This is a genomic window from Pseudomonas sp. S1_G07 (genome assembly GCF_054668565.1).
The window spans coordinates 3,505,732-3,521,747 of record NZ_CP162778.1 but is presented as its reverse complement, the minus strand read 5'-3'; the positions used below and the strand labels follow the sequence as shown (position 1 = coordinate 3,521,747).

General features: G+C 62.0%; 11 protein-coding genes and 1 pseudogene. 5 read left to right on the top strand and 7 right to left on the bottom strand.

Annotation, left to right across the window (positions count from 1 at the left end; translation table 11 throughout):
• Positions 1 to 38 precede the first annotated feature (38 nt).
• From AB4O05_RS16180 to AB4O05_RS16160, 5 genes are all read right to left on the bottom strand, one after another.
• Positions 39 to 920: a LysR family transcriptional regulator gene (locus tag AB4O05_RS16180; RefSeq protein WP_460136626.1), complete on the bottom strand. Its 882-nt coding sequence runs from the start codon at positions 918 to 920 to the stop codon at positions 39 to 41.
• Positions 921 to 1,038: 118 nt separating this feature from the next.
• Positions 1,039 to 1,656, bottom strand: coding sequence for an isochorismate family cysteine hydrolase YcaC (ycaC, locus tag AB4O05_RS16175; RefSeq protein WP_460136627.1), 618 nt, complete (start codon positions 1,654 to 1,656; stop codon positions 1,039 to 1,041).
• Positions 1,657 to 1,680: 24 nt separating this feature from the next.
• The gene (locus AB4O05_RS16170) at positions 1,681 to 3,519 is read right to left on the bottom strand and encodes an amidohydrolase (RefSeq protein ID WP_460136628.1); all 1,839 of its coding nucleotides are present in this window, start codon (positions 3,517 to 3,519) and stop codon (positions 1,681 to 1,683) included.
• Positions 3,516 to 4,106, bottom strand: coding sequence for an antibiotic biosynthesis monooxygenase (locus AB4O05_RS16165; RefSeq protein WP_460136629.1), 591 nt, complete (start codon positions 4,104 to 4,106; stop codon positions 3,516 to 3,518). Before AB4O05_RS16165 ends, AB4O05_RS16170 begins: the two co-directional genes overlap by 4 nt.
• A 140-nt stretch (positions 4,107 to 4,246) precedes the next feature.
• Complete coding sequence (locus AB4O05_RS16160) at positions 4,247 to 4,717, bottom strand: Lrp/AsnC family transcriptional regulator (RefSeq protein ID WP_460136630.1); 471 nt, start codon at positions 4,715 to 4,717, stop codon at positions 4,247 to 4,249.
• A 123-nt stretch (positions 4,718 to 4,840) separates the two neighbouring features.
• On the opposite strand from AB4O05_RS16160, the gene AB4O05_RS16155 reads away from it, so the two are divergent.
• Entirely contained in the window at positions 4,841 to 6,076 is a 1,236-nt protein-coding gene (locus AB4O05_RS16155; protein ID WP_460136631.1) for a methionine gamma-lyase, read from the top strand.
• Here AB4O05_RS16155 and pvdP read toward each other — a convergent pair.
• Positions 6,073 to 7,695 (bottom strand): pyoverdine maturation tyrosinase PvdP, encoded by a 1,623-nt coding sequence (pvdP, locus tag AB4O05_RS16150; protein ID WP_460136632.1) that lies wholly within the window; start codon positions 7,693 to 7,695, stop codon positions 6,073 to 6,075. The genes AB4O05_RS16155 and pvdP overlap by 4 nt on opposite strands.
• A 142-nt stretch (positions 7,696 to 7,837) precedes the next feature.
• Here pvdP and pvdM point away from each other — a divergent pair.
• The 3 genes and pseudogenes from pvdM to pvdO all read left to right on the top strand — a co-directional run bounded on the left by pvdM (position 7,838) and on the right by pvdO (position 11,373).
• Positions 7,838 to 9,180 (top strand): annotated as a pseudogene (pvdM, locus tag AB4O05_RS16145) (pyoverdine-tailoring dipeptidase-like protein PvdM).
• Between the two features lie 19 nt (positions 9,181 to 9,199).
• Positions 9,200 to 10,468 (top strand): pyoverdine-tailoring periplasmic protein PvdN, encoded by a 1,269-nt coding sequence (pvdN, locus tag AB4O05_RS16140; protein WP_460136634.1) that lies wholly within the window; start codon positions 9,200 to 9,202, stop codon positions 10,466 to 10,468.
• Positions 10,469 to 10,500: 32 nt separating this feature from the next.
• The gene (pvdO, locus tag AB4O05_RS16135) at positions 10,501 to 11,373 is read left to right on the top strand and encodes a dihydropyoverdine dehydrogenase (protein ID WP_460136635.1); all 873 of its coding nucleotides are present in this window, start codon (positions 10,501 to 10,503) and stop codon (positions 11,371 to 11,373) included.
• A 98-nt stretch (positions 11,374 to 11,471) separates the two neighbouring features.
• Here the strand turns inward: pvdO and AB4O05_RS16130 are convergent, their stop codons facing one another.
• Positions 11,472 to 13,964 carry a TonB-dependent siderophore receptor gene (locus AB4O05_RS16130; protein WP_460136636.1) on the bottom strand — a complete coding sequence of 831 codons (2,493 nt, stop codon included), beginning with the start codon at positions 13,962 to 13,964 and terminating at the stop codon, positions 11,472 to 11,474.
• A gap of 372 nt (positions 13,965 to 14,336) precedes the next feature.
• Here AB4O05_RS16130 and AB4O05_RS16125 point away from each other — a divergent pair, with 372 nt between their 5' ends.
• Positions 14,337 to 15,986 carry a cyclic peptide export ABC transporter gene (locus AB4O05_RS16125; protein WP_460136637.1) on the top strand — a complete coding sequence of 550 codons (1,650 nt, stop codon included), beginning with the start codon at positions 14,337 to 14,339 and terminating at the stop codon, positions 15,984 to 15,986.
• The last annotated feature ends 30 nt before the right edge of the window (positions 15,987 to 16,016 follow it).

Here is a 16,016-nt window from a genome sequence, read left to right as displayed (position 1 = left end):
GTCAACCAACAGCGCGCCCGCCCTGCTCCACCAACCGTTCAACAACCGCTGGCCAAGCGTTCGCGCAGGAACTCCACCAATGCCTGCACCGGTCGTGAGCTTTGCCGATGCTGGGGGTACACCGCCGACAGGGTCAGGGCTTCGGGGGCGAACTCGTCCAATACCGTGACCAGGCGGCCGTCCTTCAGCGCGTCGCCAACAATAAAGGTTGGCAAGTAGGTGACGCCCAGCCCGGCAATCGCGGTGTCGCGCAGCAGGTCGCCGTTGTTCACGCGCATGCGCCCGCTGACACTCAGCGCCTGCACCTTGCCTTTGAAGCGCCATTGCACCTGGCGGCCATGGCCGTAGGGCAGGCAGTCGTGGCCGCCAAGGTCTTCGGGTTTCTGCGGTGTGCCACGCAGGGCCAGGTACTCGGGGCTGGCACAGTAGACGCGTTCAATACTGGCAATACGGCGGGCGATCAGGGTGGAATCTTCCAGGGTGCCGATGCGCAGCACCAGGTCGTAGCCTTCGCCGATCAGGTCCACCGGGCGGTCGCTGAGGTCGACCTCCACCGACACGTGGGGGTGGCGCTGCAAGAACAACGGCAACAGGCAACCCAGATGAGCAATGGCGAACGATAACGGCGCGCTGAGGCGAATGGTGCCGCGCGGTTCGCTGTTCTGGCCGGCGATGCCCTGCTCCACTTGCTCGACTTCACTGAGCAGGCGCAAGGCCGATTCGTAGTAACTCTGCCCCAGGGGGGTGACATCCAGGCGCCGGGTGGAGCGGTTGAGCAGGCGCACGCCGAGACGGTCTTCCAGTTGGATCAGGCGGCGGCTGACGAACTGCTTGGACAGGCCCAATTGCTCGGCGGCGGCGGTAAAACTGCCGGACTCCATGACCTGGCAGAACAGGCGCATGTCTTCGAAGGGGTTCATTGTCGCTTCTCGGTGGACGATGGCGTGTTTTATAACCGGACAGTCGCAACACTACAAATCAAAAATGTGGGAGGGGCTTGCCCCTCCCACACGGGATGACCTACAGCCTGAAATACAGTTACTTGGCAGTGAACGCCGAGTAGCTGTTCATCAGGTTGCGGTAGTTGGGGATGCGCGGCGACAGCAGGTTGGCCAGGCCTTCCATGTCGTTACGCCAGTCGACTTGCAGCTCGCAGGCCACGGAGAACCAGTTCACCAGTTGCGCGCCGGCAGCGGTCATGCGTGCCCAGGCGGCCTGTTGCACGGTTTCGTTGAAGGTGCCGGAAGCGTCGGTGACCACGAACACCTCAAAGCCTTCGGCGAGGGCGCACAGGGTGGGGAATGCCACGCACACATCCGTGACCACGCCGGCAATGATGATCTGCTTGCGCCCGGTCGCCTTGACGGCCTTGACGAAGTCTTCGTTGTCCCAGGCGTTGATCTGGCCAGGACGTGGGATGTACGGCGCGTCCGGGAACAGCTCTTTGAGCTCGGGTACCAGTGGGCCGTTAGGGCCGCTTTCAAAGCTGGTGGTCAGGATAGTCGGCAGGTTGAAGAACTTGGCCACGTCGGCCAGAGCCAGCACGTTGTTCTTGAACTCGTTAGGCGAGAAATCCTGCACCAGCGAGATCAGGCCAGTCTGGTGATCGACCAACAGTACGACAGCTTCGTCTTTGTTCAAGCGCTTGTAAGTCATGGGTTAACTCCTTGGGTTTGAATGTTAGAAGGCAAAGCACGAGCAGCCGAACGCGCCCCAGAAACCCTGGAAGTCGCTGACCGGCACGCTGGAAAGACGCGCTTTCTCATGGCTATGGGAATGCACGCCACAGGGGCCACTGCATTGGTGAACCTGGCTTTGCAACGGCGAGCTCGGACGCCAATGCCCCGGAACCTTGACCACCGGCGACCAGTCCGGCAGGACTGGCACGCGCGGAGGTGCGTAATCTTCGAAGTCGCCGGCGCCATACACCACCTTGCCGCCGACCACGGTGAGCACCGATTCGATCCACTTGATGGCCTCTTCATCGACGCTGAAAAAGTCCGCCGACAGCGCGGCAACGTCGGCCAATTGGCCAACCTTGATCTGGCCTTTCTTGCCCTGCTCCGATGAGAACCACGCACTGCCGTGGGTGAACAGCTCCAGCGCGGTGAGGCGCGGCAGGCCTTCGGCGTGCAGCTCCAGGCCGCCGACGGTGCGTCCGCTGACCATCCAGTACAGCGAGGTCCAGGGGTTGTAGCTGGACACCCGCGTGGCATCGGTGCCCGCGCCCACCGGCACGCCTTCGGCGAGCATGCGCTTGATCGGCGGCGTGGCCTCGGCGGCTTTGGCGCCGTAGCGCTCCACGAAATATTCGCCCTGGAACGCCATGCGGTCCTGGATCGCAATACCGCCGCCCAGGGCACGCACGCGCTCGATGTTGTGCGGGGTGATGGTTTCGGCGTGGTCGAAGAACCACGGCAGGCCATTGAACGGAATATCGCGGTTGACCTTCTCGAACACGTCGAGCATGCGCGAGATGGATTCGTCGTACGTCGCGTGCAGGCGGAACGGCCAGCGCTGCTCCACCAGGTGACGCACCACCGGTTCCAGCTCCTGCTCCATGGTCAGCGGCAAGTCCGGGCGCGGCTCCAGGAAGTCTTCGAAATCCGCCGCCGAGAACACCAGCATCTCGCCGGCGCCGTTGTGGCGCAGGTAGTCGTCGCCCTGATGCAGGGTGACGCTGCCGGTCCAGTTCTTGAAGTCGCTGAGTTCTTCCTTGGGCTTCTGGGTAAACAGGTTGTAGGCGATGCGCACCGTCAACTGCTCATCCTTGGCCAGTTGCTCGATCACCGCGTAGTCATCGGGGTAATTCTGGAAACCGCCGCCGGCATCGATGGCGCTGGTGAGGCCCAGACGGTTGAGTTCACGCATGAACTGGCGGGTCGAGTTGACCTGGTATTCCAACGGCAGTTTCGGGCCCTTGGCCAGGGTCGAATACAGGATCATCGCGTTGGGTCGCGCCACCAGCATGCCGGTGGGGTTGCCGTGGCTGTCACGCACGATCTCGCCACCTGGCGGGTTCGGTGTGTCCTTGGTGTAGCCGGCCACACGCAGGGCGGCGCGGTTGAGCAAGGCGCGGTCATACAGGTGCAGCACGAACACCGGGGTGTCCGGCGCGGCCTGGTTGAGTTCCTCAAGGGTGGGCATGCGTTTTTCGGCGAACTGGAATTCGTTCCAGCCACCGACCACGCGTACCCATTGCGGCGTGGGCGTGCGGTCGGCCTGGTCCTTGAGCATGCGCAGGGCATCGGCCAGGGACGGCACGCCTTCCCAGCGCAGCTCGAGGTTGTAGTTCAAGCCACCACGGATAAGGTGCAGGTGCGAGTCGTTGAGGCCAGGGATGACCGTGCGGCCCTTGAGGTCGATGACCTGGGTGCCGCTGCCGCGCAGGGCCATGGCCTCGCCGTCGGTGCCCACCGCCACGAAGCGGCCCTGGTGGATGGCGACGGCGGTAGCGCGCGGGTTTTCACGGTCCACGGTGTGGAATTGGCCATTGAACAGGATCAGATCGGCGTTCATAGGGTTTCCTTTACAGAGGCTTCAAGCCAGGGAGCGAACAAGCGGGTGGCGGCCGGCATCAGCAGGTAAACCACCAGCAGGACGATGGTGACGGTAACCAGGAAGGTGGCGACCACGTAGTTGGAGAGAAACGGGTGCAAGCGCAGGATCGGCCCCCACACAATCGGCACCAGCAGGGTCAGCGGCAGGATCACGAACAGCGTGACCACCGCCTGTTTCCAGCGCGGCGGCTTGGCGGCACTGTCGGCCAGGGGGGCGAACCAGAATTCGTTGGCCGTACCGATTTCGGTGTTGTCACCCTCGGCCAGCATGGGCACGGCTTCGGCGATCAGGGTTTTGCGCTCGGGGGAGTCGAGCCAGGTTTCCAGGTCATCGGTGGAACGGTAGCGCAGCACACAAGTGAACAGGGTCAGGCCTTTCTGCTTGCTGCGCAGCACATCCACGCCCAGGTGGCCGGGACACTCGCTGGCAACCCGTATGATGCGGCGCAGCCAGACTTCGTAGTCGCCTTCCAGGCCTGCTTTGATCAGGTGTTTGACCACCAGGGTGACGACTTCGTCGGGCCCTGTTTTTGCTGCTGGGTCCATGGGGTGCCCCTCTGCCTTGATGTTTCAGCGATGAGGGGAGTGTGGAGGGGATGGTCGGGGGAAAATTGGATGTACGTGCTGTTTGGGGTCAAGCATCCATATCCTGCGCCGACGGATATGCACGCGTTAAAAAACCACGGTCACTCCGGCAACGGAATCACCCGCAACGCCCTCACCGACTTATAGGAAAAACTCGAATAGATCTCCTTAACGCAAGGCAGTGTCTGCAGCACCTCCCGTGCAAACTCCCCAAAAGACTCCAGGTCCTTGGCCACCACCTCCAGCAAAAAGTCATAGCGCCCCGACACGTTATGGCACGCGACGATCTCTGGAATCTCCAGCAAGCGCTGCTCGAACGCCCGCGCGATCTCCTGGGTGTGGCTTTCCATCATGATGCTGACAAACGCCGTCACCCCATACCCCAGCGCCTTGGGCGAGAGGATCGCCTGGTAACCGCTGATCACCCCGCTCTCCTCCAGGTGGCGAACGCGTCGCCAGCACGGCGAGGTGGTCAGGCAGACGCGCTCGGCCAGTTCGGCCACGGTTAAACGGGCGTTGCCTTGCAGGGCGTGTAATAGCGCTTTGTCGGTACGGTCCAGAGTGATGGGCATAATTTGCCTCTGCTTGTTGTTTTTACAGTGTTTTCATCCCAAAACCCGGCATTTGACGGCAAAGTTTGGAAGATTCATCCGTGTTCAGGAGCATAGCATTGTAGGAAACAAGGAGTGCCCGACATGAAAATTAAACGCCCCGCCTTCGGCTTTTCCACCCGTGCCATCCACCACGGTTATGACCCCAAGGATCACCACGGCGCGCTCGTCCCGCCAATCTACCTGTCGGCCACGTTTGCCTTTCCCACCGCCGAATACGGTGCGGCCTGTTTTGCCGGTGAAGCCAGCGGCCACTTCTATACGCGCATTTCCAACCCGACCCTGGCGCTGCTGGAAACGCGCATGGCCGCCCTGGAAAACGGCGCAGCGGCGGTGGCGTTCAGTTCCGGGATGGGTGCGATTGCCGCAACGTTCTGGACCCTGCTGCGCCCTGGCGATGAGGTCATTGTCAGCCAGACGCTCTACGGCTGCACCTTCGCCCTGCTGCACCACGGCATCGGCGAGTTCGGCGTCAAGGTGCGGCATGTCGACCTCACGGACCTCGCCGCGCTGCGCGATGCACTCTGCCCCGCCACCCGCATGGTCTACTGCGAAACCCCGGCCAACCCCAACCTGCAACTGGTGGATATCGCCGCCGTGGCCGACATCGCGCATCGCCAGCCGAATGTCACCGTGGTGGTCGATAACACCTACTGCACGCCCTACCTGCAACGCCCCCTCGAACTGGGTGCGGACGTGGTGGTGCATTCGGCGACCAAATACCTCAGTGGCCACGGCGACATCACCGCCGGGATTGCCGTGAGCAGCCAGGCCCTGGCCCAGCGTATTCGCCTGCAAGGTCTCAAGGATCTGACCGGCGCGGTGATGTCGCCCCAGGACGCGGCACTGTTGATGCGCGGCCTCAAGACCCTGGCGCTGCGCATGGACCGCCATTGCAGCAATGCCCAGGCGCTGGCCGAAGCCTTGGAGGCACACCCGGCGGTGGCGTCGGTGACGTATCCGGGGCTGCGTTCATTCCCTCAATACGCCTTGGCGACGCGGCAGATGAGCCTGGCCGGCGGCATGATCGCGTTTGAGCTCAAGGGCGGGATCGACAGCGGTCGACGCTTCATGAATGCCCTCAAGCTGTTCACCCGCGCGGTCAGCCTGGGCGATGCCGAGTCGTTGGCCCAGCACCCGGCGAGCATGACCCACTCCACCTACACCCCGGAAGAACGCGCACGCCATGGCATCAGCGAAGGGCTGGTGCGTTTATCGGTTGGCCTTGAGGACGTTGAGGACCTGCTCGCGGATGTGCGACAGGCATTGGCCAAATGCACCCGCCGGGGCTTGATAGCGTCGCGCGAGAAGGCGCTCTAGACAGCCTTCACCTTCAAATGCCGCGCATACCAGGGCCGCCTCGGCACACGCTTGAACAGCCCCTTGAGCGCGTCGTCATCCGCGCCGAAGGTAATGCGCAGGGCGAGCTTCATGGTCTCCGGGTCCATCTCCATCGACCGGCCCATCTGCAACCCCGGTGTGGTGCTGCAGCCATGGGTATCGGGGCCCAGCCACGGGTCGCCGACCTCCACCCAGCGTCCCGGCGCGAACCAGGCCACGCCATTGACTTGCATGCGACTGACCTCGCCGGGGTGGAAGCGCTGGTGGGCGCGGAACCAGTCTTCCACGCGGTCGTCGATCCAGCCATGGAAGTGCCAGAACACCGGGTTCACATGGGAGGAGAACGGGTCGCCGAGGAAGTCGTTTTCCGCCGCATACCAACGCGCGGCGAAGTCCGCGGGGTCACGGGCAAAAGGCACGGGGGCGCCGTTGGAAGGATCGCGGGGCACCGAGGCCCAGCGCATGTGCAGCCAGTCGTGCAGCCCCAGCTCCATTTCGGAACCGAGTTGTCCAAGGGTGAATTTGGCCAGGTAACGTGGGTCGCGGTATTGGGACTCCCAGACCTGGAAGTTGCTGTGGTAGGTCTCGGCAGCCTTGATGTCGCTGACCCACTGGGTGTATTCGCTATCGTCCGGCGCCGACCACGTCGGCGGCAGTGCGAAGCCGTCGTGGTTGTCAAAATAACGCACGAAACCCAGCCGGTCGCGCTCCAGCGCCGGTTGCGGTGCGGGGAACGCGGGCCATGAAGGCAAATCCTGCAGGGCGCGCGCAGTGCCGAGCATGTGCCGATGCATGAAGAAGAAGTCGACGCCCGAGCCGTTACGGTCCTTGTGCTTGCCGCGCGCGTCGCGTTCCTTGCCCCGTGGGCCGGGTTGCCAGCCAATGCCGCGCAGGGCATCGCGCTTTTCTTCGGAGAGTTTGTGCCATTGGTCACGGCTGGCGTGCCACAGTTGGTGGAACAGCCGATGTTCGGGGGCGATCAGCCAGGCCAGCAGGCTGGGGTTGAGGCCGATACGCTGGCGGGCTTCGGGAAACAACTGCTTGTGGGCGATAAAACGGTTGTCGCGCTCGGTCAGGGCCAGCGGTCGATCCAGGTCGAGGATCTGCCCACTGAGTGTGCCGCTGCCGGCATTGCCGAAGTCAGCCCAGACTTCGTCGAGGGTCATCTTGAATTCATAGGCGGGCACGCCATCGGCCGCATCGCGATCGATCAGGCGCCAATAGAGCAAGGCGCCCTCGCCCGTCAGCACGTCACCCAGGATGCGGTAGCGCGGTTCATCGTCGGCACGCAGGTTGGCCGCGGTGTCCAGGTAGCCGCGTAAACCACGGCCCCGGGGGGCGATGTCGAGCAGCAGTTCCAGGCCTTGCAGCGGCAAGCCTTTGAGGCCCGCATCACGACCTTCAAGGCGCAGGCTCCAGACCCCACGCAAGCTGTTCGCCAACTGCTGGCCGGCGGTGTCGGCGAGGTCCACCGTGGCTTCGCCGGGGGTGATGGGGAATTCTTCACGCGTCAACTCGCGATGGGCATAGAAGGCTGCCGGCACGGCCGCGCCGGTCAGCGCCAGGCCTGCGATGAACCCACGTCGAGAGATGGTCATTGTCTACCTTAGGAAACGGTTTTATCAGAGCTAGAACGTTTGCAGGGCGGGGAAATTTACCGCCCACCCGCCACCGCCTAAATTTGCGCGCCCAGCGCTCGTTCTCCCCTGATAGCGAAAGCCTCAACTGACTGAGATGGCAATGACAAAACCACGTTCGAAAAAGGCGCTGTATATCGGCTTGCCGCTGGCACTGGCCATCGGGGCCGGCTTCCTGGTCTGGAATCACTGGTTCAAGGGCAACGCCGGCTACCCGCTGGAAGTGATCAAGCAGGCCAATGAAATGCAGGAGCGCCTGCTGTCGTTCGATAGCCACATCACCGTACCGGTGGATTTCGGCACGGCCGGCAACGAGGCCGACAAGGATGGCAGCGGCCAGTTCGACCTGGCCAAGGCCAACCGTGGACGCCTCTCGGGAGCCGCGCTGACGATTTTCGGCTGGCCGGAAATCTGGAACGGCCCCAACGCACCGCACAAGCCCACCGACGGGTTTGTCGAAGCCGCCCGTCACGAACAGGAAGTGCGCTACAAAATCATCAGCGCCATGGTGCGTGACTACCCCAACCAGGTCGCCATCGCCTACACCCCGGATGATTTTCGACGCCTGCATGGCGAGGGCAAGTTTGCGATCTTCATGAGCATGCTCAACGCCTACCCGCTGGGCAACGACCTGAACCAGCTGGACCTGTGGGCGGCGCGTGGCATGCGCATGTTCGGCTTCAGCTACGTGGGCAACAACGCCTGGTCGGACTCGTCGCGCCCGCTGCCGTTTTTCAACGACTCGGTGGATGCGCTCGACGGGCTTTCGGACATCGGCCAACAAGCGGTGCATCGCCTCAACGACCTGGGGGTGATCATCGATGTGTCGCAGATGTCGACCAAAGCCCTGGAGCAAGTCGCCCGGTTGAGCCGCACGCCAATGGTGGCGTCCCATTCGGCGCCGCGCGCGGCGGTGGATATTCCGCGCAACCTCAGCGACAAGGAACTGCAACTGATCAAGAACAGCGGCGGCGTGGTGCAGGTCGTGGCCTTCTCCGCCTACCTGCGCCCGCTGAGCCAGCCTACCCAGGACAAGCTCAACACCCTGCGCGCCCGCTTCGGCCTGCCCCCCTGCCCAACCTGGCCATGGCCTTGATGCCGGGCGACGCGATCATTGCCGCCTGGCCCGAACACACGTTCGGCGAATACGCCAGCGCGCTGTACGGCATCCTCGATGAGGAACCCAAGGCCACCCTCAAGGACCTCGGCGACGCCATCGACTACACCGTGCGCAAGATCGGCATCGACCACGTCGGCCTGGCATCGGACTTCAACGACGGCGGCGGCATCGACGGCTGGAACAACGTCGGCGAAATCCGCAACGTCACCGCCGAGCTGATCCAGCGCGGCTACTCCGAAGCCGATATCGCCAAGCTGTGGGGAGGCAACTTCCTGCGGGTGTGGGACCAGGTACAAAAAGCCGCCAAGCCATTGGCTAATCGTTAACCCTGCGTGAAGTAAGCCCATGACCAACCGCCGCACGTTTCTCAAGCAGGCCGGCGTACTCGCCGCGAGCCTGCCGCTGGGCGCTCCTCTCCTGCCTCAAGCGCAGGCCGCCACACCAGAAGATCCATGGACGGGGCTCAAGCAACTGTTCGACCAGGACCCGAGCTACCTGCACTTCGCCAACTTCCTGGTGACCTCGCACCCCAGGCCGGTGCGCGAGGCCATCGAGCGCTATCGCGCACAGATCGACCGCAACCCGGGGCTGGCGATGGACTGGGACCTGCAGGAAACCTGGAAGCGCGAAGGCCAGGTGCGCGAGTGGGCCGGCCGCTACCTCAAGGCCACCCCCGCGCAGATCGCCCTCACCGGCAGTACCTCCGAGGGCCTGGCCATGATTTATGGCGGGATCCATGTACGCCCTGACCAGGAGATCCTCACCACCGTCCACGAACACTACGCCACCGAGTTCAGCCTGGACTTTCGCGTGCGCAAGGAGGCCACCCGGGTCCGCAGGATCAAGCTGTTCGAGCATGCCCAGCAGGTCTCGACCGACGAAGTGCTCGGCACTCTGCAGCGCAACATCCGCCCCGACACCCGCGTATTGGGCATGACCTGGGTGCACTCCGGCAGCGGCGTGAAGCTGCCCATCGCCGAGATCGGCAAGCTGGTGACGGAGCACAATCGCAACCGCGACGAACAGGACCGCCTCCTCTATGTGGTGGATGGCGTGCACGGTTTCGGCGTGGAAAACCTCGACTTCCCCGATATGCACTGCGACTTCTTCATCGCCGGCACCCACAAATGGATGTTCGGCCCGCGCGGTACCGGGCTGGTCTGCGCCCGCGATGCCCAGAGCCCATACGTCACACCGATGGTGCCAACGTTCTCCGAAGACCGGGACTTCGCCACCCGCATGACGCCCGGCGGCTACCACGCCTTCGAGCATCGTTGGGCAGCGGATGAGGCGTTCAAGCTGCATTTGCAGTTGGGCAAGGCGCAGGTGCAGGCGCGCATCCATGCGCTGAACACTGAATTGAAAGAGCAACTGCTGACGCTGCCGCAGGTGGAGCTGGTCACCCCGTGCAGCCCCGAGCTGTCCGCCGGGTTCACCTTCTTCCGGATCAAGGGCCAGGACAGCGACGCGGTCGCGGCCTACCTGCTGCACAACCGCGTGGTGATCGATGCGGTGGACCGCGACGTCGGCCCGGTGATCCGCACCGCCCCCGGCCTGCTCAACAGCTCCGACGAGATCCAGCGCTTCATGACCCTGCTACGCCGGCGCGCATGACGCCGACGCTTCCTTTTGAACGAGAGGCTCTTATGACTCCAGCCCGACTTACCCCCTTGACCACCCTGGCGCTGACGGCCCTGTGCAGCGCGCTGCTGCCCAACCTGGCACAGGCCGCCGCGCCGCAACCGGGCAAGGTATTCAAAGACTGCAAGGACTGCCCGGAAATGGTGGTCCTGCCCGCCGGCACCTTCACCATGGGCACGCCTGAAGACGAAGTCGGCCGCGAACCGGATGAAGGCCCGATGCATGCAGTGACCTTTGCCAAGCCCTTCGCCATGAGCCGCTTCCAGGTGACAGCCGGCGAATGGGACAGCTATATCCGCCAGACCGGCGTGAAGATCGCCGACGGCGACACCCGCCCCGGCCGCGAATGCATCGCCAGCAAGCCACGCTACCCCCAGGGCCCGCGCCAGCCCGCGGTATGCATGGACATGGACGACATTAAACACTACGTGGCCTGGCTGTCGAAAAAGACCGGCCAGCACTACCACATGGTCAGCGAAGCGCAGCGCGAATACGCCGCGCGCGCAGGCTCAAGCGGACCCTTCCCCTTCCCGTTCGACGAAGGCAAGGCCTACAGCATCGCCAAGCATGCCAACACTTACGGGCCAGCCGACGGCTACAGTTACTCGTCGCCGGTGGGCAGCTACCCGCCGAATGCCTTTGGCATGTACGACATGCACGGCAACGTGTACGAGCGCGTTGCCGACTGCGAACACCCCAACTACGTCGGCGCCCCCACAGACGGCAGTGCCTGGGTGGAACCGAACTGCGAGTCCTATCAGATTCGCGGCAACGACTGGGGTGAAGCGCCGGTATTTTCGCGCTCGGGCAACCGCAACACGATCTACCCGCAGACACGTGGGGACTGGATCGGCTTCAGGGTTGTGCGTGATCTCTGATCCCGAACACTGAAACTGGCAAAAAAAACCGCCGGGCATGTGCCAGGCGGTTTTTTTATGTCTGGAAGGCGCCGGTCCAAGTGCCGGCGCCGGGTGGATCAGAAGGCGTACTTGGCGTTGATCATTGCGTTGCGGGGCTCGCCGTAGGAGCCCGATGCAAAGGTACCAATACCGTCGTAATATTTTTTATCAAACAGGTTGTTCACATTCAGACCGACAGTCAGGTGTTCATCCACTTTGTAGTTCGCCAACAGACCCACCACTGCAAACGGATCCTGTGTTGCCTTGTAGGTTGGGCCGGTGTATTGCGGAATTTGCCCCTCGGCGTACATCTTGCTCTGCCAGGTCACATTGCCGCCGATGGTCAGACGCTCCAGATTGCCCTGCAGGCGGTAGGTAGTACCGAGTTTGAAGAGGTTGGAGGGCTGGTTGGTCTGGACACGCTCGCCATTCTTGTCGTGGGACTCACGATAGGTATAGCCACCGAATATGTTCCACCCCTCGGTCAACTCGCCTGATATCTCGGTCTCGACACCGCGAGTGCTGGTGCCGCTGATAGCCTTATAGGCCGCTTTGTTGGAGTTGGGATTGACGACCTCCTGAGGGCTGTTCTTCTGCTCGACATCAAACAACGCGATGCTGGCGTTCAACGCACCATTGAAGAACTCACCTTTCAAGCCAATCTCGTAGTTGTCACCCTGCAACGGCTCAAGGGATTTATTATCAACTGTCTTGTAGAACGTCTGCGGCAAGAAGATGTTGGTATAGCTGGCATACGCCGAGTACGTGTCGTTCAGCTCATAGATAATCCCTGCATAGGGAGTCACAACCCCGGTTTTACGGGTTTTATCAGTGGTTTTGGTCTGATTCGAAATGCTCGTGACGCGATCTTCCTGATCCCACCAGCTGACACGAGTGCCAAGAATCACGGTCAACGGATCGATTGGTTTCAGACGTACCGCACTGTAAACCCCGGTTTGCTGCAGGGTCGTAACCGTTCCACCATTTTCTACGAACTTCGGTCGAGCGAACTGACGACCATCCCAGGCGAAGATATTGTCCACCGCGGCGAAGTCCCCATCGGCTCCGGTGCTGGTGTAGTCAGGGAAGTTCAGGTGCGTGCGCGAGGTGCTGGCACCCACCACCAATTCATGCTGACGCCCACCCAAGGTGAACGGGCCCGTGGCATAGGTATCCAGGGTGTCTTGAGTCTGGTAGCTGTCCAGCCGACTGATGTAGGCATTCGCGCCGACGCCTGTCACTGGGTCGGGCGCGCCATTACTGGCAGAAGCGCCCTCCCCTTTGCGATAGCCATATTGGTGGCTGTAGGCGGTTTTCCAACTCCAGTCGTTACCCAGCTTGTGATCCAGCATGGTGCTGAAGTTGTAACTGGTGTTGTCCTGGAATGCCCAACGGCTGGCGGGATTGAACGAACGGGAAAAATTAGTCTGCTTGCCGGTGCTGTAGAACAACGGGATATGTCCGTAGGTCGTGCCATCGGAGTTGTTGTTCTGGTAATCGAGGCTGGTACGCAACGTGGTGTCATCGCTCAAGTCGATGTCCAACGCGCCGTACATCACACGTTTTTCTTGCTTGTACCAATCAATAAACGAGTTCTGCTTCTGGTACGCCGCGACAAACCGCCCACGCACGTTGCCGGTTTCCGTCAGCGGGCCGGATACGTCCACTTCGGAGCGGTAGCGATCCCACGCACCCGCCTCCCCGGAAACGTAACCCTGGAAGTCTTTGGTCGGACGCTTGCGTACCAGGTTGATAGTGGCAGATGGAGTGCCCGCACCACTCATCAGGCCGGTCGCGCCACGTACAACTTCAACGCGGTCATAGATAGCCATGTCCGACAGTGGGCCGGTGTACTGCTGGGACTCGTTCGCCACTTGCGACGGAATGCCGTCGTACTGAAAGTTCTGGATTGAGAAGCCACGGGAATAGAAAGAATAACGTTCGCTGTCGCGGTGGTTGATGCTGATCCCCGGCGTGAAAGCCAGCACTTCGTTGAGCGTTGAAAGATGCTGGTCTTCCATCAACTGCCGGGTAATCACGCTCACCGACTGCGGCGTTTCACGCAAAGACAACGGGAGCTTGGTCGCGGTGCTGGTGGCGCCCGTGGTGTAGGAACCGGTGTTTTCGGTCGTCGCCCCAAGCCCCTCGGCGCTGATAGTGGTCGCCCCCAGGTTCAGCGCCGAACCACTGGACGGCGTCATCACGATATAGCTGCCGTTCGTTTCGCGGTTGGCCTGCAAACCACTGCCCGACAACAGTCGAGACAAGCCTTCATCCACGCCGTATTGCCCTCTCAGCCCTTGGCTGGAGCGCTGGCTGGCGAGCGCCGGGTCGTAGGAAATCGACACCCCGGCCGCCGAGCCAAACGCCATCAGCGCATCCGATAATTTACCGGCCGGGATCGCGAAGGCGACCTTGCCCGTTTCGTTCTGGGCAAAGGCAGCGCTCGGCATCAATGTGGCGGCAGTCGGCACCGCCAGCGCGGCCCCCAACATCATCAGACGCACGGTCTGCGGCAACTTCTTCAATGCGTAATGCTTGGGCGTAGACAACCAAAGGAGATAAGGCATCGACAGCAATCCTTGAACAATGTGGCGTGTGATTGGCAGAAATAGTGGCGTCTTTGAGCACCTCTGGTTAATAAGACGGCTCAGGTAATGAAAACCAGACTCATTTACTTACTTTTTTTACCATCGCTCAAAACGCAAAAAACCATCAGCCGCCAGGGTGGTTGATGGCCTACCGGTGACAGCCATGGAACATGGCCGCATCCAAGCTATAACGTGGGACTGCCGGACAAATTTAGTCCTCGTGCCCACCGCAGCAGGGCTAAATCGCGCCGTAGTCGAAACGTCTTCTACAAAAGCCCGCGAGCGATCAAATCGATCGCCGGGCCTCCACTCGCCCTTAGCACGTAGCCACGTCGCGACCGAGGTAGTTTCATGACTGCAAAACCGCGTAGCGCCCTCAGCGAACTCTTGAGCCTGCTCAAGCCGTATCGCTACACCGTCATTCTGTCGATTCTGTTCGGCATCCTCGGCGGCGTGAGCGTCACCGCACTGCTGGCCACGGTCAACCAGGGCCTGCACAGCGAGTCCGGCCTCACCACTGCGGTGGTCCTGGCCTTCGCCGGCCTGTGCGTACTCGCCCTGCTCAGCAGCATCGCCGCCGATATCGGCAGCAACTTCGTCGGGCAAAAAGTCATTGCCAGGCTGCGCAAGGACCTCGGCGCCAAGGTCTTGTCGGCACCGATCGAACAGATCGAGCGCTACCGCAGTCATCGCCTTATTCCAGTACTGACCCACGACGTCGACACCATCAGCGACTTCGCTTTCGCCTTCGCCCCACTGGCCATTTCCATTACCGTCATCCTCGGCTGCCTGGGCTACCTGGCAAGCCTCTCACTGCCGATTTTCATCATGACCCTGCTGGCGATCGGCATCGGTTCGGCCATCCAGTTCATCGCGCAAAGCAAAGGCATCAAAGGCTTCTACGCCGCGCGGGAAGCTGAAGACAACCTGCAAAAACATTATTCGGCCATCGCCGAAGGCGCCAAGGAGCTGCGGATCCATCGCAAGCGGCGTCACGCGATGCTGACCCGCAACATCCAGGCCACCGCCGACCACATCTGCGACACCCACGTGCGCTCGATCAACATTTTCGTGATCGCCAAAAGCCTGGGCTCGATGCTGTTTTTCGTGGTCATCGGCCTGGCACTGACCCTGCAATCGTTCTGGCCCAGCAACAACCCGGCCATGATGAGCGGCTTTGTACTGGTACTGCTCTACATGAAAGGCCCGCTGGAAAACCTGATCGCCAACCTGCCGATCATCAGCCGCGCACAGATTGCCTTCCGCCGTATTGCCGACCTGTCCGAGCGCTTCTCGTCGCCGGAACCGCACTTGCTGCTCGACGCCGATGAGCGCCGCACGCCCCCCATGAAGCACCTGGAATTGCGCGACGTGCACTATGCCTTTCCACCCGTGGAGGGCAGCGCTCCCTTCAAGCTGGGCCCGGTCAACCTGAGCATCGAGCCCGGGGAAATCCTGTTTATCGTCGGTGAAAACGGCTGCGGCAAGACCACCCTGATTAAACTGCTGTTGGGCCTGTACACCCCGCAGCAAGGTGAGATCCGCCTCAACGGCGCGACGGTGGACGCCCACGGCCTGGATGACTACCGTCAGATGTTCACGACTATTTTTGCCGACTACTACCTGTTCGACGAACTGATGCAAAGCGATACCGCCCTGCCGGACGATGCCCACCAATACCTGGAACGCATGGAGATCGCCCACAAGGTCAGCATCCGTGACGGCGCTTTCACCACCACCGATCTGTCCACCGGGCAGCGCAAGCGCCTGGCGCTGATCAACGCCTGGCTGGATGAGCGGCCGGTGCTGGTCTTCGACGAATGGGCCGCCGACCAGGACCCGACCTTCCGCCGCGTGTTCTATACCGAGCTGCTGCCGGACCTCAAGCGCCTGGGCAAGACCATCATCGTGATCTCCCACGATGACCGTTACTTCGATGTCGCCGACCAACTGGTGCGCATGGAAGCCGGGCGTGTCATCAGCGAAAAGGCGTTCGCCTGATCCTGCCCCCGCCGGCGAGCGCCCTGCCGC